The sequence below is a fragment of the Streptomyces sp. R28 genome (assembly GCF_041052385.1).
GTDB lineage: Bacteria > Actinomycetota > Actinomycetes > Streptomycetales > Streptomycetaceae > Streptomyces.
In genome coordinates, this window is the sequence record NZ_CP163439.1 from 136,446 (window position 1) to 161,018 (window position 24,573).

General features: G+C 67.9%; 24 protein-coding genes and 2 pseudogenes. 15 read left to right on the forward strand and 11 right to left on the reverse strand.

Annotated elements, in window-relative coordinates:
- Positions 1 to 179: 179 nt before the first annotated feature.
- Positions 180 to 3,149 (forward strand): RICIN domain-containing protein, encoded by a 2,970-nt coding sequence (locus AB5J49_RS00590; protein ID WP_369175002.1) that lies wholly within the window; start codon positions 180 to 182, stop codon positions 3,147 to 3,149.
- A 169-nt stretch (positions 3,150 to 3,318) separates the two neighbouring features.
- Here AB5J49_RS00590 and AB5J49_RS00595 read toward each other — a convergent pair whose 3' ends face one another.
- Positions 3,319 to 3,813 (reverse strand): NUDIX hydrolase, encoded by a 495-nt coding sequence (locus AB5J49_RS00595; RefSeq protein ID WP_369166461.1) that lies wholly within the window; start codon positions 3,811 to 3,813, stop codon positions 3,319 to 3,321.
- Positions 3,814 to 4,021: 208 nt separating this feature from the next.
- On the opposite strand from AB5J49_RS00595, the gene AB5J49_RS00600 reads away from it, so the two are divergent.
- From AB5J49_RS00600 to AB5J49_RS00620, 5 genes are all read left to right on the forward strand, one after another.
- Entirely contained in the window at positions 4,022 to 4,771 is a 750-nt protein-coding gene (locus AB5J49_RS00600; protein ID WP_369166462.1) for a YrhB domain-containing protein, read from the forward strand.
- A gap of 147 nt (positions 4,772 to 4,918) precedes the next feature.
- Positions 4,919 to 5,482, forward strand: a complete 564-nt coding sequence (locus tag AB5J49_RS00605) for a hypothetical protein (protein WP_369166463.1) — start codon at positions 4,919 to 4,921, stop codon at positions 5,480 to 5,482.
- Between the two features lie 30 nt (positions 5,483 to 5,512).
- Positions 5,513 to 5,959 carry a hypothetical protein gene (locus AB5J49_RS00610; protein WP_369166464.1) on the forward strand — a complete coding sequence of 149 codons (447 nt, stop codon included), beginning with the start codon at positions 5,513 to 5,515 and terminating at the stop codon, positions 5,957 to 5,959.
- 34 nt (positions 5,960 to 5,993) lie between these two features.
- Positions 5,994 to 6,557, forward strand: coding sequence for a hypothetical protein (locus tag AB5J49_RS00615; protein WP_369166465.1), 564 nt, complete (start codon positions 5,994 to 5,996; stop codon positions 6,555 to 6,557).
- A gap of 220 nt (positions 6,558 to 6,777) precedes the next feature.
- The gene (locus AB5J49_RS00620) at positions 6,778 to 6,966 is read left to right on the forward strand and encodes a hypothetical protein (RefSeq protein ID WP_369166466.1); all 189 of its coding nucleotides are present in this window, start codon (positions 6,778 to 6,780) and stop codon (positions 6,964 to 6,966) included.
- Positions 6,967 to 7,377: 411 nt separating this feature from the next.
- Here AB5J49_RS00620 and AB5J49_RS00625 read toward each other — a convergent pair whose 3' ends face one another.
- Positions 7,378 to 8,343, reverse strand: coding sequence for a helix-turn-helix transcriptional regulator (locus AB5J49_RS00625; protein ID WP_369166467.1), 966 nt, complete (start codon positions 8,341 to 8,343; stop codon positions 7,378 to 7,380).
- Between the two features lie 130 nt (positions 8,344 to 8,473).
- Between AB5J49_RS00625 and AB5J49_RS00630 the strand changes: the two genes are divergently transcribed.
- The 3 genes from AB5J49_RS00630 to AB5J49_RS00640 all read left to right on the forward strand — a co-directional run bounded on the left by AB5J49_RS00630 (position 8,474) and on the right by AB5J49_RS00640 (position 10,545).
- Complete coding sequence (locus AB5J49_RS00630; RefSeq protein ID WP_369166468.1) at positions 8,474 to 9,799, forward strand: FAD-binding oxidoreductase; 1,326 nt, start codon at positions 8,474 to 8,476, stop codon at positions 9,797 to 9,799.
- 75 nt (positions 9,800 to 9,874) lie between these two features.
- Positions 9,875 to 10,036: a hypothetical protein gene (locus AB5J49_RS00635; protein WP_369166469.1), complete on the forward strand. Its 162-nt coding sequence runs from the start codon at positions 9,875 to 9,877 to the stop codon at positions 10,034 to 10,036.
- Positions 10,033 to 10,545 (forward strand): hypothetical protein, encoded by a 513-nt coding sequence (locus tag AB5J49_RS00640; RefSeq protein ID WP_369166470.1) that lies wholly within the window; start codon positions 10,033 to 10,035, stop codon positions 10,543 to 10,545. Before AB5J49_RS00635 ends, AB5J49_RS00640 begins: the two co-directional genes overlap by 4 nt.
- 66 nt (positions 10,546 to 10,611) lie before the next feature.
- Here the strand turns inward: AB5J49_RS00640 and AB5J49_RS00645 are convergent, their stop codons facing one another.
- The 3 genes and pseudogenes from AB5J49_RS00645 to AB5J49_RS00655 all read right to left on the reverse strand — a co-directional run.
- Complete coding sequence (locus AB5J49_RS00645; RefSeq protein ID WP_369166471.1) at positions 10,612 to 11,469, reverse strand: MBL fold metallo-hydrolase; 858 nt, start codon at positions 11,467 to 11,469, stop codon at positions 10,612 to 10,614.
- A gap of 73 nt (positions 11,470 to 11,542) precedes the next feature.
- Positions 11,543 to 11,719, reverse strand: a complete 177-nt coding sequence (locus AB5J49_RS00650; protein ID WP_369166472.1) for a hypothetical protein — start codon at positions 11,717 to 11,719, stop codon at positions 11,543 to 11,545.
- Positions 11,716 to 11,889 (reverse strand): annotated as a pseudogene (locus AB5J49_RS00655) (FAD-binding oxidoreductase); the annotation flags it as partial. The gene AB5J49_RS00650 and the pseudogene AB5J49_RS00655, both read right to left, overlap by 4 nt.
- A gap of 439 nt (positions 11,890 to 12,328) precedes the next feature.
- Here AB5J49_RS00655 and AB5J49_RS00660 point away from each other — a divergent pair.
- Positions 12,329 to 12,475: a hypothetical protein gene (locus AB5J49_RS00660; protein WP_369166473.1), complete on the forward strand. Its 147-nt coding sequence runs from the start codon at positions 12,329 to 12,331 to the stop codon at positions 12,473 to 12,475.
- Between the two features lie 73 nt (positions 12,476 to 12,548).
- Positions 12,549 to 15,581 (forward strand): glycoside hydrolase family 2 TIM barrel-domain containing protein, encoded by a 3,033-nt coding sequence (locus AB5J49_RS00665; protein ID WP_369166474.1) that lies wholly within the window; start codon positions 12,549 to 12,551, stop codon positions 15,579 to 15,581.
- A 295-nt stretch (positions 15,582 to 15,876) separates the two neighbouring features.
- On the opposite strand, the gene AB5J49_RS00670 is transcribed toward AB5J49_RS00665, so the two are convergent.
- Positions 15,877 to 16,557 carry a TetR/AcrR family transcriptional regulator gene (locus AB5J49_RS00670; protein ID WP_369166475.1) on the reverse strand — a complete coding sequence of 227 codons (681 nt, stop codon included), beginning with the start codon at positions 16,555 to 16,557 and terminating at the stop codon, positions 15,877 to 15,879.
- 71 nt (positions 16,558 to 16,628) lie between these two features.
- On the opposite strand from AB5J49_RS00670, the gene AB5J49_RS00675 reads away from it, so the two are divergent.
- Positions 16,629 to 17,738, forward strand: coding sequence for an FAD-dependent oxidoreductase (locus AB5J49_RS00675; protein ID WP_369166476.1), 1,110 nt, complete (start codon positions 16,629 to 16,631; stop codon positions 17,736 to 17,738).
- A gap of 63 nt (positions 17,739 to 17,801) precedes the next feature.
- Here AB5J49_RS00675 and AB5J49_RS00680 read toward each other — a convergent pair whose 3' ends face one another.
- On the reverse strand, positions 17,802 to 18,056 hold the full coding sequence (locus AB5J49_RS00680) for a transposase (RefSeq protein WP_369166477.1): 255 nt from the start codon (positions 18,054 to 18,056) through the stop codon (positions 17,802 to 17,804).
- Positions 18,057 to 18,422: 366 nt separating this feature from the next.
- On the opposite strand from AB5J49_RS00680, the gene AB5J49_RS00685 reads away from it, so the two are divergent.
- Both AB5J49_RS00685 and AB5J49_RS00690 read left to right on the forward strand, forming a co-directional pair.
- The gene (locus AB5J49_RS00685) at positions 18,423 to 19,016 is read left to right on the forward strand and encodes a hypothetical protein (RefSeq protein WP_369166478.1); all 594 of its coding nucleotides are present in this window, start codon (positions 18,423 to 18,425) and stop codon (positions 19,014 to 19,016) included.
- A gap of 25 nt (positions 19,017 to 19,041) precedes the next feature.
- Positions 19,042 to 19,226, forward strand: a pseudogene (locus AB5J49_RS00690) (hypothetical protein); the annotation flags it as partial.
- On the opposite strand, the gene AB5J49_RS00695 reads toward AB5J49_RS00690, so the two are convergent.
- The 3 genes from AB5J49_RS00695 to AB5J49_RS00705 all read right to left on the reverse strand — a co-directional run bounded on the left by AB5J49_RS00695 (position 19,205) and on the right by AB5J49_RS00705 (position 22,701).
- Positions 19,205 to 20,062: a calcium-binding protein gene (locus tag AB5J49_RS00695; RefSeq protein WP_369166479.1), complete on the reverse strand. Its 858-nt coding sequence runs from the start codon at positions 20,060 to 20,062 to the stop codon at positions 19,205 to 19,207. The pseudogene AB5J49_RS00690 and the gene AB5J49_RS00695 sit on opposite strands and share 22 nt — an antisense overlap.
- 222 nt (positions 20,063 to 20,284) lie before the next feature.
- The gene (locus AB5J49_RS00700; protein WP_369166480.1) at positions 20,285 to 21,421 is read right to left on the reverse strand and encodes an FAD-dependent oxidoreductase; all 1,137 of its coding nucleotides are present in this window, start codon (positions 21,419 to 21,421) and stop codon (positions 20,285 to 20,287) included.
- A gap of 326 nt (positions 21,422 to 21,747) precedes the next feature.
- Positions 21,748 to 22,701, reverse strand: a complete 954-nt coding sequence (locus AB5J49_RS00705; protein ID WP_369166481.1) for a helix-turn-helix domain-containing protein — start codon at positions 22,699 to 22,701, stop codon at positions 21,748 to 21,750.
- Between the two features lie 101 nt (positions 22,702 to 22,802).
- On the opposite strand from AB5J49_RS00705, the gene AB5J49_RS00710 reads away from it, so the two are divergent.
- A complete protein-coding gene (locus AB5J49_RS00710; protein ID WP_369166482.1) occupies positions 22,803 to 23,831 on the forward strand; it encodes a trans-acting enoyl reductase family protein in 1,029 nt (342 codons plus the stop codon).
- Between the two features lie 193 nt (positions 23,832 to 24,024).
- Here the strand turns inward: AB5J49_RS00710 and AB5J49_RS00715 are convergent, their stop codons facing one another.
- Positions 24,025 to 24,558 carry a CbrC family protein gene (locus tag AB5J49_RS00715; protein WP_369166483.1) on the reverse strand — a complete coding sequence of 178 codons (534 nt, stop codon included), beginning with the start codon at positions 24,556 to 24,558 and terminating at the stop codon, positions 24,025 to 24,027.
- Positions 24,559 to 24,573 lie beyond the last annotated feature (15 nt).

Below are 24,573 nucleotides of genomic sequence, written 5' to 3' on the forward strand. Positions count from 1 at the left end.
CGCCGGCATCCCCCAGACCTCTTGGCCTGCCCCCGATTCGGTCGTTACGGCTTCTCGGGATCGCGAACAACGTTCGAGATCCCGAATTTGATATCCCGCATGAGTGCCCAATGGAGGACACCTCAATGCGTCACCCTCTCAGACCCAGGCGCCGCGCGCTGGCCGCCCTCTGCACCTCTGTGTTGTCCTTCAGTCTCCTGACCGCCGGCCCGGGCGCGGCCCCCGCCCAGGCGGCCGACGACCCCAACGCGGTGGCGCTCGACAAGGACGCGATCCTCGCCGCCAACCAGCTCGACGAGCGGCAGTGGTACAAGGACAACATCCCGTTCGTGGACACCCCCGACAACGACATCGACGACGTCTACTACTACCGGTGGAGCACCTACAAGCGGGCGCTCCGCTACACCGTGCCGGGCACGGGGTACGTGTCGACCGAGTACGACGTGCCGATCGGCTACGCCGGCAACCCGTACACGGCGCTCCCGGACGCGACCGGCTATCACCTGCTGGACGGACGCTGGCTGCACAACCGCGACTACGCGGGTGACTACCTGGACTTCTGGCTGCGCGGCGCGGGCAACCCGGGCGCACGGAACTTCAGCGAGTGGATCACTAGCGCCGCCTACCAGCGCTATCTCGCGACCGGTGACGCCGCGCAGATCAAGTCGGCTCTCCCCCACCTCATCGCCCTGTACAAGCGGTGGGACTCCAACTTCGACGCCGACATCACGGTGAACGGCACCCAGTCGACCAGCGACCTGTACCACCAGTCCCCGCTGTCCGACGCCACGGAGTACACCGAGACGTCGATGCACAGCAGCAACTGGTTCAGCGGCGGCCGCGGTTACCGGCCCACGATCAACGCGTACATGTACGCCGCCGCCCAGTCGATCAGCAAGATCGCCACCATGACCGGGGACACGGCGACCGCGAACGACTACGACGCGAAGGCCGCGCAGCTCAAGGGCGCCGTGCAGAACTCGCTCTGGGACCCGCAGCGCAAGTTCTTCATGCAGGTCTACAACACGGACAGCACCAACGGCACCCTGAAGCAGACCAGGACGTCCTGGCGGGAGCTGATGGGCTACGCCCCCTGGGCGTTCAACCTGCCGGACGCGCAATACTCGTCGGCGTGGAAGTACCTGACCGACGCCAAGCGGTTCAAGGCGCCGTTCGGACCCACGACGCTGGAGCGGGTGCACGACTTCGAGGCTGAGCAGGCCACCCGCAACCACGCCAACCTGTTCAACTCGTCGACGGCCTCGAACGGCCAGTACATCGGGCAGATCGACTTCGACGACAGCTACGTCACCTTCACCGTGGACGCGCCCGCCGCCGGCACGTACCCGGTGACCGTCTACTACGCCAACGGCACCAGTGGCACGTCCACCCACCAGCTCGTCGTCAACGACGACACCGCCCGCCCGATCACCGTCAGCTACGCACCCACCGGCGCCTGGCAGAAGTTCTCGGAGTCGCAGGCCGTCACCGTGCAGGTCCCGATGAAGGCCGGCGCGAACACGCTGAAGTTCGCCAAGGGCACGAGCTTCGCCGAGCTCGACCGGATCACGGCGAACCCGTACTTCAACTACCAGGCGATACCCGCCGAGCAGAAGCGCGACGACGCCAACTGCTGCCACTGGAACGGCCCGAGCTGGCCCTTCCAGACGAGCCAGGTCCTCACCGGCATGGCGAACCTGCTCCAGGACTACCCGGCGCAGAGCTACGTCACCAAGGCCGACTACGCCACCATGCTGGCCCAGTTCGCCGACCTCCAGCACAAGGACGGCAAGCCCTACATCGCCGAGGCCGCGAACGGCGACACCGGCGACTGGATCTACGACGGCCTCAACTTCAGCGAGAACTACAACCACTCCAGCTTCAACGACCTGGTGCTCACCGGTCTGCTGGGCATCAAGCCGCAGGCCAACAACACGCTGGTGCTGAAGCCGCTGGTCCCGTCCGGCTGGGACTGGTTCGCGGTGGAGTCCCTGCCGTACCACGGGCACACCTACTCGATCCGCTGGGACAAGGACGGCACCCACTACGGCAAGGGCAGCGGCCTGCAGGTCTTCCAGGACGGCCAGCGCGTCCACCAGTCCTCGACGCTGGGCAACACCACCGTCAACGTGGCCGCCCCGGTCACCCCGGCGCAGCCCCCGCGGCTGATGAACGTGGCGGCCAACCCGCTGACCGCCGAGCAGGACTGGCTCGGCCGAGCCATCTCCCAGCCGTACCCGAAGGCCTTCGCCTCCTACACCAACACCGTCTCCAACGGCCCGCACTGCCACAGCGGACAGACCTGCAAGCCCACCACCTTCGACGCCCCGCTACGGGCCACCGACGGCTGGATCCGCTACGACAGGACTCCCGACGACCGGTGGACCAACTCCGGCTCGCCGAACGCCACCGACCACCTCGGCGTCGACTTCGGCGCGCCACGGAAGATCAACGAGGTGAAGTTCTACAGCTACGACGACGGCGCGAACATCCGCGTCCCCGCGAGCTACACCGTCCAGTACCTCACCAACGGCTCGTGGGCGAACGTCCCGAACCAGACCAGGAGCCCCGCCACGCCGGTCGCGAACAATGCCAACGAGGTGACGTTCCCGACGATCACGACGTCCCAGTTCCGGGTCCTCTTCACCCCCCAGGCCGGCAAGTTCGTCGGCGTCACCGAGCTGGAGTCCTGGTACCCGGAGACTCCGGCCGTGAAGATCATCAACAGGAACAGCAACCTGGAGCTCGGCATCTCCGGCTCTGCGATCAACGCCGGTGGCGCCGCCCAACAGCAGACGGCCGACGGCACGGCCAACCACCAGTGGAAGATCGTCCCCGCCGAGAACGGCTACTACAAGATCTTCAATACCAACAGCGGCCAGGTCCTCGGCATCAAGGACGCCTCCAAGACGGCCGGCGCCATCGCACTGCAGTGGGGCGACAGCCTCACCTCCGACCACCTGTGGTCGGTGGTGGACGCGGGCGGCGGCTACTGCAAGATCGTCAACAAGAACAGCGGCCTGGTCCTGGGCATCCAGAACATGTCGACCGCATCCGGGGCCCAGGTCCTGCAGTGGGACGACAACGGCACCGCCGACCACCTGTGGCGCATCGTCACGGACGACGGATCCACACCGTTCAACTCCTGACCGACCGTCCCCCGGGGCCGCGGCGGCGTCACCCGACGCTGTCGCGGCCCCGGGGCACACCCCGTGGCATCGGGCCAGACACCGAGGGTGCCTCCCATCCCGTCCCGCCCTACCGGGATCGCTCTCCTGTGAAAGCGAGTCCTGCTCGCACCGTGACATGGCTGTCTGTTCATAGGCCGAGCCGCACCGGTCCGGCTGGAACACCAGAGGTGATCAATGCCGTCAAAGGAGTTGCCAGGTCGCGCGGGGAGAACAGGTCAGGACCGGCATAGGCATCGACCTCGTTCGGGTGCCACCACTTCAGACCGCTGATGTTCTCCGCGGCAAGCTGGTCGTCGGTCAGAGTCCCACGCGGACTGAAATTGACAGTGCGTACGAGGAAGTAGTCGTTGATGACCCCGTCGTAGCCTTCGGCGTGACCAGGCGCCACGACTTCCTGGTGCCAGACATGCGGCGGATCGGTCCTGACGACAAGACCAACCTCTTCAAGCAGTTCACGGCGGAGGGCTGCCAATGGTGTCTCGCCCGGCTCGATTCCTCCGCCGGGGGCTGCCCACACCACGGTTCCCGCCGGCTGTGGAATGGCGAACCGGCAGAGAAGGATGCAGTCGTCCTCGTCGAGGATGATCGCGCGGACTGAACGACGCAGGTTCACAGACGGCATGCGGACACGCTAACGGCCCACGACAAAGGCGATAGATCGAACAGGAAGACGGAAGCCCAGTCGCTTGCCGTCACCGTACTGGCGCAGAGCACGTGTTCCATGGCTGCCGTAATCCTGGCCAAGAAGGTCCGTCAGAGCCCTCGTACGTGACCCTGGGCCGTGCGAAATTTGCTGGTCGCGAGAGGCGTGCGTGCGGGAAGCTGCATGCGTGATCGAGCGCGAGGCCGCCGTTCAGGCTGTCGGGGACCAGCTGGAGCGCGACTATCAGCAGTGGCGGGCAGCGGGTGCGGCCGCCATGCGGATGGCTGTGGTCGACGTCGAGAAGCACGAGCTGGTGTGGATCGTCTCCTGGACCTCCGAGGAGTTCGTACGCACCCGGAACCCGGAGTTCATGCTGGCCGGTAACGGGCCGTACCTGGTTGACCGTGTCGACGGCGGACTGCACCGGATCGGCGTCGTCTGCGCGGTGACCGGGGAGTGGGAGGCCGACTATCGAGCCCGGATACGTGGGCTGCCGGTGCGCACCGCAGTAGACGATCTACACGATGCGCTGTGCGAAGTCGCCGCTGCGCACGGACGCATGCACGCTGTACGGACGCTGCGCCAGAGGCTGCCTGTGCTCTCGCCTGCGGAGGCCATCGAATACCTGAGCGCCTTGCTGGACGGTGATGTACCCGCGCGTCTCATGGCCGTCGCCACCAAAGAGCTCGTGGAGCCGCTCAACCCGGTACTTGCTGTAGAGACGATTCTGAGCGGGGCGGCGATCCGAGCCGGTCAGAGACCCCGAGGGATGACTGGAAAGCCAGTCGGCATGCCGATCGCGGATCCGGTCCCGTTCCTCCGACGTGGCGAGGAAGACGTCGGCGCCACCGTGATCAGTGTGTCGGCCAGCCGCACAAGGCTGAGGGGCACCCGGCCAGCGGGGGCCGCAAGAGCATCAGGGTGTTGCTGGAGGTGATCGTCGAGGGCGGGCGCGGCGCTGGCGCGTACGACCTTGACCTCGATCAAATCGTTGGGCTGGCAGTCCAGGATGTCGCACAGAGCGGCACACCGGGGTGACGGGCGCGCGGGACCCCTCCCGGGCACCCGCCTGTAGAACGGCCCCATGACCACATCGGAAACATCGGCCCGCCGCCGTACGGGCAGGCTGTCTGCGGTGGGCGGCGCGGCGGGGACTGCGGGGACTGTCTGCGCCCTCCTGGCCCTCGCCGTCACGTTGACCGGCTGCGGCTCCGACTCCGGCGGCGAGGCAGGGCCGCCCGCGCCAGCCACACCGTCGCGTTCGGCCGAACCTTCGCCCGCCTCGCCCACGCCGACGCCGACGCCCACGAAGCCCTCCTCGACGCCGTCGCGGACCGCGGTCAAGCCGATGAAGCCGTCGACGCCGGCCGAGCTGCGGGCCTGTGCAGACGGCAGTTGCACGGTCGTCGTGACGAAGGGCACCGAGATCCCGCGCGCCGCCGGCCTGCGGGCGGGACCCTTCACGGTGAGTGCCGTCGGTACCCAGGGCGTGGACCTGACCTCGGTCGACGCAAGCGGATTCACCTCCAACCTCCTCGGGCAGCGACCCGACCAGGGCGGGCCCTCCACCGTCAACGAGCTGTCGATCAGCGTTCTCGCCATCGTGGGAGACACCGCAAAGCTGCGGCTCTCCCCGGCGGAGCACTAGTTCTCACACCCACATCGAGGAGGGATTGCCATGGGGCAGGCACGCGAGGGCGCCCGGTTAGGGGCTTGGGCAGTCGGCGGGGTCATCGGCCTTGCGGTGTTGTACGTGATCGGGGTGTTCGCCTTCGGCGGCGCGGCGTGGATCACCGCGCCGTTCCGCGGTGAGGCGGACAAGCGCGAGAACACCGTCGGCTCGGGCGAGTTCCGTCAGACCACGTACGAGGAGTTCTTCGATCTGTGCGAGGCCGTGCAGAACGCCGAAGGGACGATCCGGGCGCTCCGGGAGGAGCGGAAGACCGCCTCGGAGGCTCGCACGACGCAGATCGACCAGTCGATCACCGCGCTGAAGGCCTCGCGGATCGAGTCGGTCAACGCCTACAACTCCAAGGCCGCCCAGGAGCACCGCGTGCCCTTCCATGACAAGGATCTGCCGTACCGGCTGGATGCCACCGCCGAGCGCACGACGTGCACCAACTGATCCCCACCTCATCCCGGGAAGAGGGCAGCACCGCATGAAGAAGTTCGCACGCACGGCCCTGACCACCGTCGTCGCGCTCGTCGCGGGCCTTGCCCTGACGTCCTGCACCGACTCCAGCCAGGACAAGGAGAACAAGGCCAAGCAGGAGAACTACGACTACCTCGTGGCTCAGCAGCCGGCGGGCCGCATGGAGTACTCGCCGACCCGCGAAGCGATCAACCAGTGGATCAAGACGTGGGGGAAGCGGGGCAAACTCTCGTACGTCTACATCCAGAACGCCAACGGCGAGTACGGGTACTTCATCATGAAGGGCCTGCCGGTGCCGCGCTGCAAGATGCTCACTCCGACGGAGAAGGCGGAGTCCTCCTCCCACGGCATCGCGGTCCTCGCACAGCCCGGCATGGACGGCACGTACACATCGGGTTCCACCTGCAACGCCTACTACGGATTCGACGCCACGACGAACGCGTACATGGAGTTCACGGTCGGCACGAACCAGTCGTTCTTCCTGTTCGACAAGCCCATGACAATGCCGGAGTACGCCAGCGCCAAGCAGTTGGGGCCGACCTCGGTGAACGACGTCGAGAAGCAGCCTTGAGCGGTCGAGGCCGGTTGGAAGAGCTCCCGCCCACCCCGTGCACCGTGAAGCGGCGCCGGGCACGCGGAACCGGCCTGGTACACGGTCGGCGGGCCAGGTGGTCTCTTGACCCAGTGACCAGCTGACCGACTGGCGTTGTACGGAAGAGCGCGCTTCCTCCCCCAGGAGCTCGGCCGCCGCCCGACGGCGACCCACCCGGCTGACGGCACGCGTCCGGCAGTTGGAAGAGCGGCTGTCCGAGGAGCCGGGCAGGACGGTCTGGACCGAATCCGGCCTCGGTGCCCCGGCCGACCTCGACCAGCTTCAGCGCCGCATCACGAACTGGAACAACAACTCGCCGATGTGCAAGGACAGTTGGACGAACGAACCGAGGAACTGGACGCTGCACGCGCCGCCAACCGTGAACTGACCCGGGCGCTGAACTACACGCCGGAGGGAACGGGCCCGCCTACCCCCCCGGAAGGCCCCGCCCTCGATCAGGATGAGCAGACCGATCGAGATCAGCACCCGGCAGCAGCATGTGGCCCCAGCGGCTGAGAGCCTTGGCGACGACCGGACGGGTGGCGAAGAACCTTCCCGCGAAGCACCACACCGCAGCCAGGGTCAGAAAGACCACGGCATACACGCTCATCCCGCCGACGCCTGCGGTGGCGAACGCAGAGACGTAGACACCGATGTCGTCACCGCCTTGGCGAAGGTGACCACGGCGACCTCCAACGAGCTGGGGCCGCCCTCCTTCGCCAATTCCTCGTCCGCGTCTTCACCGTCGCGGTGGTTCTTCCACGCTTTCCACGCCGCCTTGAGACCTAGCTGTTGCGGGTCAGGACGTTGGTGACGGCGCATAGTGGTGGGCAAGGTTGGTGGCGAGGTCGCGGAGGTGAGCCCTTGCTTCGGTGGGGTCGTGCACAATGATGGCGCTTCCGAACGGCAGTAGTGCTCGCACGTCCTCCAGATGCAGGAAGTGGATCGTCACCTTGTGGCCGGTGGCGGATTCTTCATGGTCGTCCCGGACGAGTCGTTGGCCAAAGATCCGTTGCGCTCGCTCGATCTGGGTCTGGTCGATGGTGGCGCTGACCTCTATCGCGTGGCTGTGTTCCCACTGATCAACGAGCGCCGCAGCGACGGTGGCCAGGGTCTGGTTCTCGCGGATCCGTCGTGGCTGGTCGACTTCTTTCCACGCCGCGATCCGTTCGAGTCGGTACATCCGTGGCACTTGGGCACAGTCGGCGACGAGGTACCAGATGCCGGCCTTGGCGAACAGCCCGTAGGGATCCACGACCAGGTCGCGTGGGCATGACTCGCGTGGGCTGTCGTACTCGATCCGTAGCCGGCGACCGTGCCGCACTGGGCCGATCAGCGAAGCCGGAGTCGTGCCGGAAGTATGTGCCTGGAGCCAGGGACGGCTGTCCACGTGCACCACGTCGGTGAGCGGCAGGAGCTCATGAGCTCGACGTGACCGTGTAGCGACGATCTTGGAGAGCGCGCGCTGACTTTCGGCCGATGCGTTGAGCTCCGCACGTTGCTTCTCATCCAGCCCGGTGAGCGACAGATGATCACGCTCGCCCGGCGTGAGTCGCGTGAGGTCGAGCCCGGACCCGGGAAGCATGGTTACGCCTCCGAGGCGGCCCCGTTGCGCGGTCACCGGCAGACCGGCGTCGCGGAGCCAGTTCAGGTCCCGGTTGATGGTTCGAAGGGATACCCCGAGCGCCGAGGCAAGTTCCTGTGTGGTCACGGCATCCCTCGATGCGAGGAGCAGCATCAGGGTGAAGAAGCGATCTGGGGTCACACACCGATCGTTTCAGGAATTGCGACACGATGCGGCGCATATCCCGGTCAGGCTGGTGGATGCGTACCTACGAGCTGCCTGTTCGCCGTGGGTGCGCGCACGCACCCCCCGATCCAGAAAGGTGCTCGCGATGAGTGCCAACACGACCGACGCCGAATCACCGGTGGCGTACCACCCAGGGTCTGCCGAGTACGACGAGCACCGTGCCGGCTTCCAGTTGCGGGAGCAACATCAGCCGGCCCACGTGGTGGCGGCACGGGCCGCCGGCGACGTCGTGGCGGCCGTCCGGCACGCCGCGAAGTCATGTATGCCGATCGCGGTCCAGGCCACGGGACATGGACTCGCCAACCCGCTCGCCGGTAAAGGTGTATTGGTGTCGACGCGAAGGATGGACAGCGTCTATGTCGACCCCGGTGCCGGCACCGCATGGGTGGGCGCTGGAGCGCGGTGGCGCGATGTGATCGAGGCCGCCGCGCGCTACGATCTGGCACCGCTGTCCGGGAGCATGCCCGGTGTCGGCGCTGTCTCCTACACGCTCGGCGGCGGCATCGGGCTGATGGCTCGTCGCTACGGCTTCGCCGCGGACCATGTCACGCGCTTGGAGCTGGTCACCGTCGACGGCTCCCTGCTGACGGTTTCGGAACACGAGGAGCCCGACCTGTTCTGGGCGCTCCGCGGCGGTGGCGGGAGCTTCGGCATCGTGACCGCGCTGGAGATGGCTTTGATGCCGGTCGCCAGGCTGGTCGGGGGCGGTCTGATGTTCGACCTGGGCGAGACGCCGGAGGTGGTCTCAACCTGGTTGCATTGGACGGCGACCATGCCCTCGGAGATGACCTCGGCGATGACCACGCTTGAAGTTTCCGAGCGACACATGGCCCATGTCCAGATCGCCTACCTGGGTTCGGCTGCGGAGGCAGACGAATTGGTGGCGCCGTTGCGGGCGTTGAAACCTGCGTACGACGGTTTGCAGGAGATCCCGTACCGGCGGTCCGACACCGTCTTCAGCGAACCGGATCAGCCGCATGCGTATGTCGCCGACAACGTCTTGTTGCGGGCGATCGACGAGGAACGCCTCCGCGACGCCATCGCCGTGTCGGCGCCAGGCCGGTCGGTTCGCTCCATCATTTCGGTTCGTCATCTCGGTGGGGCGCTGTCCACTCCGCCGAGGGTGCCGAACGCAGTCAGCCACCGCGAGGCGATGTACCTGCTGTGTGCGGTGGGTGTGGTATCCCCCACAACCAAGTCGAACGCGGCAAGTGCGCGGGCGCTGCAGGATGAACTGTTGGCCAGCTGGTCCGGGACCGCCGTAGGCAGCTCGCCGAACTTCACTCTCGGACGACCCGACCAACGCGCCGCCGCGGAACTGTTCGACGGCGAGCGTCGTGACCGATTGCTGCAGCTTGCCCGTAAGTACGACCCCGCCGGACTGTTGCACCCCAGCTTCGTCATCGCCTGAGCACCTCCTACGCAAGGTTGGCCGATGCGTCTGGTCCGTGCTCAGCTTGCCAAGCATCGAAGGTGGTTCGCTGGTGTGACCGTCTTCCAGTTGGTCAGCGTCACCGCCACCTTCTATCTGCCGACGATCAATGCGGATCTGATCGACAACGGCCTACTGCGCACGGACGTCGGGCACATCTGGACGGCCGGCGGGTGGATGGTGGTCGTCAGTATCGTCCAACTGCTGGAGCGGTGATCTCGTCCTATGCTGGAACGTGCGCAGCCACAAACGCTGCGCACGACCTGCGGTCAGACGTCTACGACAAGATCGCTACGTTCTCCAGCCGGGAACATCAGGACTTCGGCACGCCGACGCTGATCACTCGCAGCACCGACGGCGTTCAGCAGATACAGGCGCTCCTGCTCACCTTCGGCACCTTCGAGAGCCTGTCGGCGTTGCGACGACGAGTGGGTGTGCGTGTACTACGACATCGTGCCGTGGCAGCTCACGCCGGCAGCGTTGGATCGGTACTTCTGCGGTCCGGGCAAGCGGGCCCGCTCAACGGTCCGTGCGAAGACCAAACAAGACTGTTCAACCGCGCGGTGACGTGGCCACCGCCCCCGGCTCTGCACAGAGGGCACGAGATCCGGGAGGAGGACGTGGCTCGCCTGTCTCCGATCAAGGACCGGCAGATCAACTTCCTGGGCCGCTACCTGTTCAACATCAAGGCGAGCGGCCCCGGCCCGGCCTGCGCCCTCTTCTGACCCAGGCGCCACCGAGGACGACGAGGAAGAGGGCTGACGACCGGGCGCAGGTGTACGGGACTCCGGTCAGCTGAACGGGGTGATCGTCTCGTACGGCTTCTGAAAACGCACAGGGATACCGGACTCGGCGCTTTTGCGGTCGAGCAGTTCCTTGGTCTTGGCGAAATTGTCCAGGGCCCGCGGCATGGGACGCAGCTTCTTGTTGAGCGGCCGTCCGAAGTGGTCCCAGTGCACGGGGATGATGAGGTCGGGGCGGGTGGCCTCGACGGTGTGGTGCCAGTAGTCGTTCTGGAACTGCGCGGATTGTGCACCCAGGGCACCGATGCCGAGGTAGAGCAGATCGACGTCCAGGCCCTCGAACTTGTTCGGGACGAAGTTGGCACTCGGGTGGACCAGCATCGTGCCGGTCGGGTGCTCGAAGAGGAAGGAGTAGCACCCGCCTGTGCGGTATGCGCTGGCCTTGGCCGGCGGAACGAGTGGCTCGTCGATCGTGCCGGGGAATCTGTCGCCCGGGCTGTGCGCCCCTTCGAAGACCCGGACCGTGAAGTCCCCGAAGGCGTATTTGTCACCGTCGCTGATACGGGTCATCGACTGTTCGCCCAGATCGGCTCCGCGGCCGACGTTCACCGTCGATTCCGATCCGTACAAGACGCCGCCGACGCGCTTGACGATCTCCGGGGAGTCCATGACGTGGTCGAGGTGGGAATGAGCCACGAACAGTGCGTCGAGATGCTCGATACCGCCTCGGGACAGGGCGTCGGAGATGCGTCCGAGGTCGGGTGCGATGGGCCGCCCAAGAGCGACTCGCAGCAGCGACGGCCTGGTGAAGAAGCCGTCGATGAGGATCCCGGACACACCGTCGGTGACGTGTACCGAGGATGTTCCGAGGAAAGTGGATCGAACAGACGCTGCTTCGACGGCCATGAGTCGATGTCCTCCATGTGGGTGCGGTGTGAACGGCGCAGGCCATGCGGGGTGCCCCCCTCGCGATGGGCAGTCAGCAGGCGTCGGCCCGGCCTTGGGCGTTGCGGCCACGGACCGGGACACCGGGCCCGTCACCGTCGTCGTACTGCGTAGGCGCTGTTCCAGCGTGAGCCGAACCAGCGCCTGGAGTGCCGGGCATGACCGCGCGCCCGGACTCGGCGGTGTCCTCGTCGTCCAGCGTGACGGTCATCTGCCCTCCCCCGCGACGTCCACGACCTTGCCGGGATTGAAGATGCCCACCGGGTCGAGCGCGGCCTTCACCGCGCGCTGCAGCTCGGCCACCGTGGGTCCGATCTCGCTGCTCATGCCTCGCTTCTTCAGCTGCCCGCCGCCGTGCTCACCGGTGACCGTGCCGCCCAGCGGCCACCGGTTCGCGAGTTCTCACCACCCGGCCAGTCACGATACGCATTGACTGCGTCTACGACCCCAACGGCATGGCGCCATCTTCTTCGCCGTGCTCGTGCAGGACGGTTTGGCCCGCCAGGCTCAGGACGCCGAGAACACGGTCCCTTCGGCCCCTGGCCCGAACCGGAAGAGAAGGACACCGCTCCCGAACTCAGCACGCCCGAGCCCCGTCAGGAGTAGAGGAACCACAGCGAGATCAATCCCACCGGGACCTCCTGTGCCTGAGCTACTCACACCTGGCCTACGCCGACGCCACAGGCCACCCCTTCGACCTGCCTGAGGCATTCACCGACGCGATCTCCTACAACTCGGGCCCCTGCCCACCCAGGTCTGACCGGCGTCGGCCTACCTCACGAAGCGCGCATTGCCCCACCCCCGCCTGAAAAGGCTGCACGTGAACCAAGTCCGCGACACCGCCGCCGACGCCTCCGTCGGCATCCCCGAGCGGCGGGCCGTCGACAAACCCTGCCGACGCGAACTGGGGCCTCCCGGCGCAGCATCCGCGCAGCACAGCCCCATCCCCTGGAACAGCTCCGTATGATCGCGGCCCTTCCAGGAAGACACCTTCGATAATACGGTCGCGCGAGTCACCTACGACCGCCGGAGGATTCCCCATGTCCGCACGCTATTTCGAGGACTTCGCACCCGGCCACGGCAGGGCAGTGCCTCGCGCGGCCCTGGACTCCGACGCGCCCAGAATCGACCTCAACGGGGACTGGGCGTTCCGGTTCTCGCCTGCCCTGCGCCCGGAACCGGACGGATTCGAGGCCCCGGACTTCGACGACGGCTCCTGGGACGCCCTTCGCGTCCCCTCGCACTGGCAGCTGCACGGCTACGGCCGGCCCATCTACGTCAACATCGCTTACCCGATACCGGTCGACCCGCCCTTCGTCCCGGACGAGAACGAGACCGGGGACTACCGCCGGATCTTCGACCTGCCCACCACCTGGGCGGGCACGCCTGCCGTGCTGCGCTTCGAGGGCGTGGACTCCTGCGCCCGGGTCTGGCTCAACGGCCGCGAGCTGGGCGTCAACTACGGCAGCCGCCTGCCGGTCGAGTTCGACGTGACCGAGTTGCTGCGGCCCGGCCGCAACGTGCTGGCGGTCCGGGTGCACCAGTTCTCCGCGGGCACCTACCTCGAGGACCAGGACACCTGGCGCCTGTCGGGCATCTTCCGCGACGTGTCCCTGCTGGCCCGCCCCGCGGGCGGCATCCGCGACGTCTTCGTGCACGCCGACTACGACGCGGACACCGGCGCGGGCCGGCTCCGGGTGGAGGCCGACGCGGACGCGCCGGTGCGCATCGACATCCCGGCCCTCGGCATCCAAGACCAGCCGGCTGAAGCCGAGTTCGCCTTCGCGGCGGTACGGCCCTGGAGCGCTGAGGATCCGCAGCTCTACGAGGCGTACCTGTCCACCGGCAGCGAGCGGGTCCGGATCCGGGTCGGGTTCCGCAGCGTGGCCGTCGACGAGGCCGGGGTGCTCCGGGTCAACGGCCGCCGGGTGGTGCTGCGCGGCGTGAACCGGCACGAGTTCGACCCCGATCACGGCCGTACGCTCTCGCTCGAAACCATGCGCCGCGACGTGGAGTTGATGAAACAGCACAACATCAACGCCGTGCGCACCGCGCACTACCCTCCGCACCCCGCGTTTCTCGACCTGTGCGACGAGCTCGGCCTGTGGGTCATGGCCGAATGCGACCTCGAGACCCACGGCTTCGAGCACGCCGACCCGGAACGCTGGCAGCGCAACCCCTCCGACGACCCTCGCTGGCACGACGCCTGCCTGGACCGCATCGAGCGGACCGTGGAACGGGACAAGAACCACCCGAGCGTGATCCTGTGGTCGCTCGGCAACGAGGCCGGGGACGGCCGCAACCTTCGGGCCATGTCCGAGTGGGTCCGACGGCGCGACCCGTCCCGCCCGATCCACTACGAGGGCGACCGGCTCGGCGACTACACCGACGTCCACGCCGAGATGTACCGGCCGCCCGCCGCCGTCGCCCGGATCGGCCGGGGCGAGCTGCTGCCGGGCGAGGTCAACTACCCGCCCCGCGCCGGCTCCGGCGACCCGGCGGACGACCCGCGCAACCGCAAGCCGTTCCTGCTCACCGAGTTCGCGCACGCCATGGGAAACGGGCCCGGCGGTCTCGCCGAGTACCTGCAGCTGTGCGACGAGTACCCGCGGGTCCAGGGTGGCTACGTCTGGGAGTGGATGGACCAGGGGCTGCGCACCCGCGACGCCCAGGGGCGCGAGTTCTTCGGCTACGGCGGCGACTTCGGCGAGGACCTGCACGACGGCAACTTCATCTGCGACGGCCTGGTCCTCCCCGACCGTACCCCCTCCCCCGGCCTCCTGGAGTACGCGAAGGTGATCGCCCCCGTCCGGATCGGCCCCGGCCCGGAGGCGGACGCCCTCGCGGTGGAGAACCGCTACGAGGTGCTGGACCTGTCCCATCTGCGGTTCACCTGGTCGCTGGCCCGCGAAGGGGTCGAGCTGGACCACGGCGTGCTGCCCACACCGGAGCTCGCGGCCGGGGAGCACGGCCGGCTGCCGCTGCCCCGGCTGGACCCGCCGGGCGAGGACGACGGCGCAGGCGAGCTCTGGCTCACCGTCCAGGCGGAGCTGGCCAAGCCCGCCGACTGGGCCCCCGAAGGTCACGTGGTCGCCTGGGGACAGCTCGAGCTCTCCGCGACGGACCGCCGCCCACCGATCGGCCTGCCGGGCCCTGCCCGCAGCGAGGGCGAGCACATCCTGCTCGGCCCCGGCCGCTTCGACCGGACCACCGGAGCTCTGCTCTCCCTCGGCGAACTCCCCCTCCGCGGACCACGGCTGAACCTGTGGCGCGCCCCCACCGACAACGACCGCGGCTGGCACCAGCGCGACGCCGCCTACTGGAAGGACCGCGGGCTGGACCGGCTGCGGTACCGCACCGTCTCCGTCACGCCCGACGCGCACGGCATGACCGTCGTCGTCCGCAGCGCCGCCGCCGCCGCGGGCAGCTCCGGCTACCTCACCACCTACCGCTGGGACAGCGACGGCGACAGCCTGCGACTGCGGGTGCATGCCGAACCCGTCGGCCACTGGCCGGAACGGGGCGACGACTTCCCCGACCCCATGGTGGACCCGACACTCCCGTCGGAGGAGTACCAGGAGCTGGTCCGCAGGAACGGGACCCGCTCACTGGCCCGCATCGGACTCGACTGGGAGATTCCCGCCGACCGGCCCCAGGTGGAGTGGTTCGGCACGGGCCCGGGCGAGGCCTACCCCGACTCACGCCAAGCGGTTCGCGTCGGACGTTTCCGCGCGACCGTGGACGAGCTGCAGACGCCGTACGTGCGCCCCCAGGAAAACGGCAACCGTGCGGACACCCGCTGGGCCACCTTCACCGACGGAGCCGGGAACGGACTGCGCATCGTGGGCGAAGAGCCGTTCCATTTCGCCGCGCGCCGCTGGACCGACCAACACCTCGCCGCCGCACGGCACCACAGCGACCTCGTCCCGGGCCCGGTGATCCACCTCCACACCGACCATGCCGTCCAGGGCCTCGGCACCGCCGCTGTGGGACCCGGTGTCCTTCCTCAGTACCGGCTCGAACTCGCGTCGGCGGACTTCGCGTTCGTCCTGACTCCCCTGCAGCAGAGCTGAGACCACCGAGCGGGCCACCGCACCGAAGTTCCTGGTGCGACGGGCCGCTCCGTGCTCCGATGGCCGGCCCTGCTCGGCCCCACGCGAGGACCGCATCTGCCTCGCCGTGTCGCAGTGTCCGCCGTGTTTTCCGTACCGCTGACGGTCTGGGCGTCGGTCGACAGCTGATGAGATGTGGCCGCCTCACACCACGAGACATGTTGATCTCAGCTGATCAGCGGATCCCTGCGTCGTCCCGACGCGTCAGCGCCGACCTGGTACGTGGGCGGTACGGGTCCGGCCGTTCGGCCGCGCGTCACCTCGAGATGCGGGCTTCGATGCCGTCAAGCAGGAAGTCGAGGCCGATCCGGAAGGTGTGGTCGGCGTCCAGGTGGGCGGCATCGTGCACCACCGTGGCCAGCGCGGGGAATCGGCCGGTGGCGAAGGTCCGCTCCAGATAGGGCCCGAGTGAGGCCTGCCAACGCTTCTCGTCCATCCCGGTGGCCCGCTCGGCACGCCGCTCGGCGATCTCCCGACGCACCGCGCCGATCACGTACGCGTCGACCGCGGTGACCACCGGCATGATGTCGTCCACGTCGATGCCGTCCAGCGCGGCCACGACGGCCTCCCCCCTGGCCAGCGCGTGCGGCCCGAGCTGCGGTCGTCCACCGAGCAGATCAGCGAGCCATTCGTGCTCGTGAGCGGCCTGCCGGGTGGTTTCGGCAAGAGACCGCAGCACCTCCCGCCAGTCGTCTCCGACCGGCCGGATCTCGGCATAGGCCGCGTCGACCATCAGGTCGAGCAACTCCTCCTTGCCGGCGATGTAGCTGTACAGCCGCATCGGCCCGACGCCCAGCGCGGTGGCGACCTTGCGTAGCGACACCGCATCCAGGCCGTCCGCGTCGGCCAACTGGATGGCCGCTCGCACGATCCGCTCTCGGTTCAGCGGAGCCGGGACGGGTCGGTTCGGTGGCTCCGGCCTCTCCCATACCAACATGCCGCTAACGATACATCGCATCGGGCGATACAGTGTATCGGTCAGTACGGCGTATCGGAGGAGCGGCAATCATGACCATCGCCATCGTCGGAGCCGGCCTCGGCGGCCTGGCTCTCGCCCGTGTGCTGCACGTGAACGGCATGGACGCCGTCGTGTACGAACGTGAATCGTCGCGCGGTGCGCGCGGTCAGGGCGGCATGCTCGACATCCACTCCGGCCAGCGGGCGCTGCGCGAGGCCGGTCTGATCGACCAGTTCTACGCGATTGCCCGCGGTGAAGGGCAGGACATGCGGCTTCTCGAGCCGGACGGCACCCTGCTGCTCCAGGAGGACACACCCGACGACGCTCCGCTCGATCGACCCGAGGTCGACCGCGCCGATCTGCGCAACCTGCTGCTGGATTCCCTCCCCGAAGACGTGGTGCGCTGGGGGCACGCGTTCAAATCCGCCGACAACGGCCTGCTGCACTTCGCCGACGGCAGCAGTGCGACGTACGACCTGCTGGTCGGCGCGGACGGCGCGCACTCCCGGGTCCGCGCGCTGCTCACCGACGCCCGCCCGGCGCATATCGGCCAGAACGTCATCGAGATCGGCATTCCCGACATCGACCGCACGCACCCCGACCTCGCGACGATGGTCGGGCGCGGCAACTACTGGGTGCTCGGCAACGGGATATCCCTGGCGGCACAGCGCAACGGCGACGGCCGTGTTCGCATCGGCCTCAGCTTCTACAACACCGCCGAGGACTGGTTCGCTACCAGCGGGATCCCGTTCGACGACCCGGCAGCCGCCCGAGCGCGGCTGATCGACCTGCTCCCCGGCTGGGACGCACGGTTCACCGCGCTGATCGCGGCCTGCGACGACACGGTCGTGCCGCGGTCGATCACCACTCTCCCGGTTGGCCTGACCTGGCCGTCGACGCCAGACGTCACGCTGCTCGGCGATGCCGCGCACCTGATGCCGCCGGTGGGAGAGGGCGCCAACATGGCGCTGCTCGACGGCGCCCTGCTCGGTCTCGCGCTGGCCGCACACCCGGACGACTTTCCCGCCGCCGTCAAGGAATACGAACGGGAGATGTTCGAACGCACCAGCGCTGCCGCCCGGATGTCCGCGGACATCCAGGAATTGCTGACCTCGCCGGACGCCGCCCAGAAAATGCTCGCATTCTTCAAACCTGGCTGAAGGTGACCAAATACGGCCTGGAGACCGGTCGTCAAGCGGCGCGCTCCCCGTAGCTAGAGATCATTAACGGCTGGGGTTACGGCGGTGGAGGTCGAGTCCGGTCTTGGCAATGAGGCCGTCGATGAGGCGGGGGCGGCACTGCATCCGCTTCAGCCGCGTCTTCACCAGCGCGGCGAGTTGGTCGAGGCTGTGTTTCGTGGGGTTGGCCAGCGACCTCTCCAGGTGCGACCACACGCCCTCGACGGGGTTGAACCTGGGAGCGTACGGCGGCAGTTGGTAGACCGTCAGCCATAATCGGGCGGCGATCAGCTCCCGCATAGTGCGGCTGACGTGCGTGTTCAACGATGGGGCCGTCGAGCTGCTGGTGGGCGGCATCCAGCAGGCGGGCGTAGTCGGTCTCGGTGAAGCCTTTGCGTCGACCTAGCGGCAGCATGCAGGCGGCGGATCAGCCGATAGTGGCATTTGGGATCCAGGATGCGGCGCCGGGCGTCTGTCTGTGCACAAACCGAGGGAGGGCGTGTGTCGGACACAGGCGATCAGCGACAAGCGAGGCTCCGACTTGCGAGGCAGCGGCCGGCTCCGGACCGCGTGAGAGCACGGGTTCGGGGAGTGAACGGTCCGCCGGACCATACGTCGTCGCGGACCATCGACTGGGCCAGGTGGGGCACCGTTGTCGGAGTTGTCGTGGGCATCGGAAGTCTGTTGTTCACGGCTGTCGCCACGTACTACGGCGCCATGATCTCGCGGGATCAGCTCGAGCAGTCGCAGGACGATACACAGCAGAAATTTCGGGACCAGGCGAAGCGCGTCGCATACTGGGTGGATGAAATGCCAAACAGCATGACATATCATCCACGTCTGCACCTGATGAACCGGTCGCCCGACCCGCTGTCCTATGTGCGTATGGATTTCGCTGTATTGACCAGAGGCGAAAACGGTCACGCGATCGAGGTTAGGTACCTGGCTGAACTTCCTGGGCTAGGGCCATGTTCGGACGTCAGCTATGGCATAGATATGTTGAGATATGGCCTGAAGGGACGCTTAGCGAAGGTCTCGCCTTCCAGCCTGTTCCTCCTCGACATCCGCTTGGACTTCACGGATCGCAATGGCGTCATGTGGCAACGCGACCGGTTCGGATTGAGGTCCATGCTGGATCCGGATTATCAGCTCGGCTTGCAGCGAAGAGGAAAGAGAACACAGTTCGGGACTGTGCAAGGTGAGCCTGCGGTGAGACGAGTGACATCATGCGAGGGACAAGCTTCGTACGGTGACGAATGACCTTCTCTGCGGGCGCGAACCCACGGTGCTGGTTGGCGGTGGCATTCCGTTTTTCCCCAGCGCGAGCGCCGGGTGGATCTCGAACTCGTCGAGACCCGCACCTTCAGCTCGCGCTTCGGAGTTCTCAGGAGGTGCCGGGTCTTGTCGGGGCGGGCCCGCGTCGGTTGCTCATGGTGGTGCTTGCCGTATCAAGGACGTACGTCGACGTAATCGCCGGTGGCCTTGGCCGGGCCGGTGGTGGTGGTACCGGTGAAGTTCCAACGCCAGTAGCCGTCCTTGACCGCCTTGACCGTGGTGCGCAAAGTGCCGGTGCTGCTGGTGTTCACCGTGGCCACCGTGGTGTAGGTGCTGCTGTTCTTCGGGCGGAACTGCAGTTTCACGGCCTGGCCCGCGTATCCCGCGTACCGGTAGGTGTCCCAGTTGGCCCGTACGAGCTTGCCGGTGACGGTGATGCGAGCGCCCTTGGTCACCGGTTCCGGTGACGCGTTGACCGTGAGCCGGGCGGCACGCTTGAGGCCGAACGATCCCACGCCGGGGGCAAAGGCCGAGTCGCCGTCGTTGGCGTCGACCAAGGCGTCGACCGTCCATGTCCCCGCGCTGGCGTTGGCCAGGTCCACCAGGTCGTCGCTGCCCGAGGCCGGGTGGGCGTTGACGGTGAACCGCGTCGTGCACGCCGTCGCGGTCTCGCAGAACGCGTCGGTGGTGTAGAAACCGCCGTGCGGCCCCTTCAGATCCACATCGGCGAAAGACAGACCGGACTCATCCGATCCGGTGACCGTGACCGGGAACACCACATCGTGTGTGACACCCACGATGACGTCATGTCCGGAGTTGACGGTGGCACCGCTGACCACCGGGACACTGGACGCGGCCTCGGCCGAGACTCCGAACCCCGCCAGCAGAACGGCGACGGCCCCCACCACGACACCGCGGCTGGACGCACGACCGACGGGCTTGCGCCGTGGGGCCTGTGCGGCGGTGACGGGCGGAGCGATGTCGTGCCCGACGCTTTGTCTGTCGCCCGGTGGTACGGCGAAGCTGCTCATGAATCCTCCCAGAGATGTCAGACCCTGCCACCAACCACCCCACAAGTGACGGCAGTTGATGGCGAGCGCGAGAGACGGCTGTATGTCACTCCCTACGACTGCCGAACCAGCCCGATCGTTGCCCCCGGCCAGGGATGGGGACGTCGGGGCCCACCGTTGCGATGGGCCCCGACGTGCGCGGCGTCAGCTGTTGTTGGCCTCGTCGGCGGGGGCCTCAGTGGCTCATCGGCCCTTCTCGTATTCGTTGAACTTGTTGATCAGGCCGTGGGCTGTGTTGTCGTCGGAGTCGATCCGGTGGACCTCGGCACCTCCGAAAGTGGCGGCCTCGGCACTGCGGGGGAACATGGCCTGCTCGTATTCGGTGAGCGCGGCCTCGACGTCGCCGGGGTGCGCCGCGAGGGCCTTGCCGAGTTCTGCGCCGTCGAGCATTGCCAGGTTGGCGCCTTCACCGTTCGGGGCCGTGAGGTGGGCGGCGTCGCCGAGCAAGGTCACCCCCGGCACCCGGTCCCACCGGTGCCCGGTCGGCAGCGCGTAGTGGGGGCGCAGGACCGGCGCGGTGTCGCCGTCGGTGATCAGCGCGGTGAGCTCCGGTGCCCAGCCGTCGAACTCTGCCGCGATCCGCGCGGTCGCCGTGGCCGCGTCGGTGAAATCGATGGCGGCGAACCAGTCCTGCGGCTTGGACAGCGCCACGTAGGTGTGCAGGGTGTCGCCGCTTTCCCGGTGCGCGAAGATCTCCTTGCCCGGCGAGGGCGCGATCATCGACCCGCCGCCGACCGCTTTCGCGGCTGCCGGGTGCCGACTGTCGGCGTCGAACAGGTAGGTCTCGACGAACGACGTGCCGGCGTACTCGGGTGTGGTGGCGGAGAGCAGCGGCCGCACCCGTGACCACGCGCCGTCCGCGCCGACCAGCAGGCTTGTGGTGGCGGTGGTGCCGTCGGCGAACGTCACCTCGTAGCGGCCCTCGCCGAGGGCCCGGGTGCTGCTGACCCTGTGCCCCCAGGTGACGGTGCCGGTCGGGAGTGAGTCGAGCAGGATCTGCCGCAGCTCGCCGCGCTGCACCTCGGGGCGTCCGCCCGTGCCGTCGTCGGCTTCGTCGAGCAGGACGGTCCCGTCCCGGTCGAGGACCCGCATCGCCTCGCGGCCCTCGAGGACGATGGCCAGGAACTCGTCCATCAGCCCGGCCGCCTTGAGGGCGAGCTGCCCGTTGTGGTCGTGGATGTCGAGCATCCCGCCCTGCATGCGAGCCGACGGGGAGGACTCGGCCTCGTAGACCGTGACCGGGATTCCATGGACGTGCAGCACGCGGGCCAGGACGAGTCCGCCGAGTCCGGCGCCGATGATCGTGACGGGGATGTGCATGGTGGCTCCTCGGGATCGGGGCCGCCCAGTGAGCTCCGGCCGGCCGTCTCCCGAAAGGTGCCAATCCCCGTCGACAAGGCACCGACATCCGACCGACAGCCGCCCAAATCCACCGACATCCACCGACAGCTGACCGACACCGCAGATCAGTCCCGGCACCTACCCGGAGTGGCGTTCAGCCCCGCGTCCGGTACGCGGGGCTGGAGTTCTTCAGTTCCGGCCGTCGGCACCTTCAACGGGTGCGCGGCACTGTTCATCAGCTTGTTCTGGATGCTCCGAGGTGGTTGGTGAACCGTGGGTGACCGAGCCGTCATTGGTCCTGGGGGTCAGTGGGTGCGTGAGCGGAAGGTGCGGCGGTAGGCGTCCGGGGGCACGCCGACGGTGCGGTTGAAGTGTCGGCGCATTGTCGTGGCGGTGCCCATGCCGGTGGCTGTTGCGATGGTGTCGATGCTGTCGTCGGTCTTTTCCAGGAGTTCCTGGGCGTGGCGGATTCGCTGGGTCAGCAGCCACTGCAGGGGGGTGGTGCCGGTCGCGGCTTTGAAGTGGCGGCCCAGGTGGCGTGAGCTCATCCGTGCCTGGCGGGCCAGGTCTTGCACGGTGAGCGGATGGGCGAGCCGTTCGATGATCCAGGGCAACAGGGCGGCGAGGGGGTGGTCGTCCCGGGCGGGTACCGGGGTGGTGACGAACTGAGCCTGGCCGCCGGCCCGGTGCGGCGGTACGACCAGGCGGCGGGCGGCGGCGTTGGCAGTCGACGAGCCGTGGTCGAGGCGGACGAGGTGCAGGCAGAGGTCCATGGCGGCGGCTTTGCCGGCGGAGGTGAGGACGGTGCCGTTGTCGACGTAGAGAACGTCTGGGTCGACTTCGACCCGGGGGTAACGGGCGGCCAGGGCCTCGGTGTGCGCCCAGTGTGTGGTGGCGCGCTTGCCGTCCAGCAGGCCGGCCGCGGCCAGCACGAAGGCGCCCGTGCACAGGGAGACCAATCGCGCACCCGCCGTGTGGGCGGCGCGTAGCGCGTCGAGGAGTTCGGGGGGCGGGTCCTGGTCGACGTCGGCCCAGCCCGGGACGATCACGGTGTCGGCGTACTGAAGGTGGTCGAGTGCGAGGTCGGGCTCGAGGCGGAATCGGCCGACCTGTACGGCGGCCGGTCCGCAGACGGTGAGCTCGTACCAGGGGGCCGTTGGGCCGGCGGGGCCGACGGGCGGAGCGGCGAAGACCTCGTATGCCAGGGACAGTTCGAAATGCAGCATCCCGTCGGTGACGGCCAGCGCAAGGGTACCCATGTCCGTAATTGTATGGGTCATGTCGTTCCGGACACTCGCGGTCTGGTGCTCACGCACGTCAGGATGTCCGCAGTGGATCATTCGAGCACAGGGGAGAGCTCATGGGATCGGGGCAGATGGTGGCGGTGTTCGGCGCGTACGGGCACACGGGGCGGTTCGTGGTGGCGGAGCTGCAGAAGCGCGGGTTCGTCCCGGTTCTCTCGGGCCGTGACGCGGACAAGCTGCGCATGTCGGCGTCCGGGTCGGGACTTGAGACCCGGACGGCGTCGGTTGACGATCCGGTCTCGCTCGACCGCGCGCTGGCCGGGACGGCGGCCGTGATCAACTGTGCCGGGCCGTTCGCCACGACGGCCGCCCCCGTGATCGAGGCGGCCCTGCGGGCCGGGATCCCGTATCTGGACGTGGCGGCCGAGATCGAGGCCAACGTCGATACGTTCGCGCACTTCACGGACCGTGCCCGCGCCGCGGGAGCGGTGATCGTTCCCGCGATGGCCTTCTTCGGCGGTCTCGGCGATCTGCTGGCCACCGCGGCGATGGGTGACTGGACGGCGGCCGACGAGGCGCACATCGCGTACGGGCTGAGCAGTTGGCACCCCACAGAGGGGACGCGCGCCTCGGGGACGATCTCCCGGGAGCGGCGGGACGGCCGGCGTGTCCGCTACGCGAACGGGCAGCTGGAGTACCGCACTGACAACCCGCCCACCCTCAAGTGGCCCTTCCCTGAACCGATGGGCACGCGGGCCGTCATCGGGGAGTTCACGATGGCTGACGTCGTCACCGTTCCCAGCCACCTGTCCATTCCCGAGGTGTGCACCTACATGGTGGTCGAGGCGGCCAGGGATCTGTCAGCCCCGGACACGCCGGCACCTGCCGCGGTCGACGAGAGCGGGCGGTCCGCGCAGACCTTCCTGGTCGATGTCGTCGTGCGCTCCGGTGACACCGAACGGCGTGCTGTGGCAAGCGGCCAGGACATCTACGCCGTCACCGCACCGCTCGTCGTGGAAGCGGTCGACCGCATCCTCACGGGACGGACCAGGGCGGTCGGTGTCGCCTCTGCCGGCGAGATCTTCGATGCGGCCGATTTCCTGCGCGCGTTGTTCCCGCACGTCGACCTGGAGCTGCGTCTGTAGCGGGCCGGCCGACTGCGCTGTACGCCGGAGTGCTGTGCTTGCTGTGCTGCGGCGCGCGTGACCGCGGAGCAGTTGAGGACATCGGCTCGCTGGTGGGCAGCAGCAGCGGTCATGTGGCCGGGGGATCACGGACGTGCCTGGGTTCGATTCAGCGACCTGCCGGAAGGCGCCTGCTGCCGAGCCGGGTGGCGGGTCAGGAGGCGTCGGCGTAGGCGAGATGGGTGGCGCAAACGGTGCACCGGAAGAGCATGGCGCTTGCTCCTTCACCGAGGTGGGTCAGGAAGTGTTCGAGCGTGGATGCCTCGTGCCAGCCGCCCATACGCAGGTCGACACGGAGCTGGTCAAGGGCCTCGGGGTGGCCCGCCAGCTCCGTGTAACCGACTTCGCCGATGAAGGCGGCAGCGTCCTGGCAGTGGACGAGCCAGTGCGGATCCTGCCAGGCGTGGAAGCCAGGGGTGCCAAGCGTGACTTCGTGCAGGGTCTCTTCGCTGACGCCGTTCAGCCCGTAGGCGTCGCTGAATTCACCTGCGAATCGTTCGGCGGCGCTGCCGTCGGCGATGCACCAAGGGCAGAACTGCCCGTTGACCTCCTGGGCGGTGTAGAAGGCCGCGGTGTAGATCCACCCGGTGCTGCGGTTGCAGCAGATGCACTCCTCGGGGCTCTCGTGGATGGCTCCGGTAGCGAGGGGATCGGGGTGGTAGCGGAAGGCGGGCAGAGGGGTACTCACTGCTGCCCGACAAGG

What these genes read in the sequence shown, in the direction of transcription:
- AB5J49_RS00605 (WP_369166463.1), top strand. Translation starts at nt 4,919, where the DNA reads ATGACCACATCGGAAACATCGGCCCGCCGCCGTACGGGCAGGCTGTCT.
- AB5J49_RS00610 (WP_369166464.1), top strand. Translation starts at nt 5,513, where the DNA reads ATGGGGCAGGCACGCGAGGGCGCCCGGTTAGGGGCTTGGGCAGTCGGC.
- AB5J49_RS00670 (WP_369166475.1), bottom strand. Translation starts at nt 16,557, where the DNA reads ATGTTGGTATGGGAGAGGCCGGAGCCACCGAACCGACCCGTCCCGGCT.
- AB5J49_RS00675 (WP_369166476.1), top strand. Translation starts at nt 16,629, where the DNA reads ATGACCATCGCCATCGTCGGAGCCGGCCTCGGCGGCCTGGCTCTCGCC.
- AB5J49_RS00710 (WP_369166482.1), top strand. Translation starts at nt 22,803, where the DNA reads ATGGGATCGGGGCAGATGGTGGCGGTGTTCGGCGCGTACGGGCACACG.
- AB5J49_RS00700 (WP_369166480.1), bottom strand. Translation starts at nt 21,421, where the DNA reads ATGCACATCCCCGTCACGATCATCGGCGCCGGACTCGGCGGACTCGTC.
- AB5J49_RS00595 (WP_369166461.1), bottom strand. Translation starts at nt 3,813, where the DNA reads ATGCCGTCTGTGAACCTGCGTCGTTCAGTCCGCGCGATCATCCTCGAC.
- AB5J49_RS00630 (WP_369166468.1), top strand. Translation starts at nt 8,474, where the DNA reads ATGAGTGCCAACACGACCGACGCCGAATCACCGGTGGCGTACCACCCA.
- AB5J49_RS00680 (WP_369166477.1), bottom strand. Translation starts at nt 18,056, where the DNA reads ATGCGGGAGCTGATCGCCGCCCGATTATGGCTGACGGTCTACCAACTG.
- AB5J49_RS00645 (WP_369166471.1), bottom strand. Translation starts at nt 11,469, where the DNA reads ATGGCCGTCGAAGCAGCGTCTGTTCGATCCACTTTCCTCGGAACATCC.
- AB5J49_RS00695 (WP_369166479.1), bottom strand. Translation starts at nt 20,062, where the DNA reads ATGAGCAGCTTCGCCGTACCACCGGGCGACAGACAAAGCGTCGGGCAC.
- AB5J49_RS00705 (WP_369166481.1), bottom strand. Translation starts at nt 22,701, where the DNA reads ATGGGTACCCTTGCGCTGGCCGTCACCGACGGGATGCTGCATTTCGAA.
- AB5J49_RS00650 (WP_369166472.1), bottom strand. Translation starts at nt 11,719, where the DNA reads ATGACCGTCACGCTGGACGACGAGGACACCGCCGAGTCCGGGCGCGCG.
- AB5J49_RS00665 (WP_369166474.1), top strand. Translation starts at nt 12,549, where the DNA reads ATGTCCGCACGCTATTTCGAGGACTTCGCACCCGGCCACGGCAGGGCA.
- AB5J49_RS00615 (WP_369166465.1), top strand. Translation starts at nt 5,994, where the DNA reads ATGAAGAAGTTCGCACGCACGGCCCTGACCACCGTCGTCGCGCTCGTC.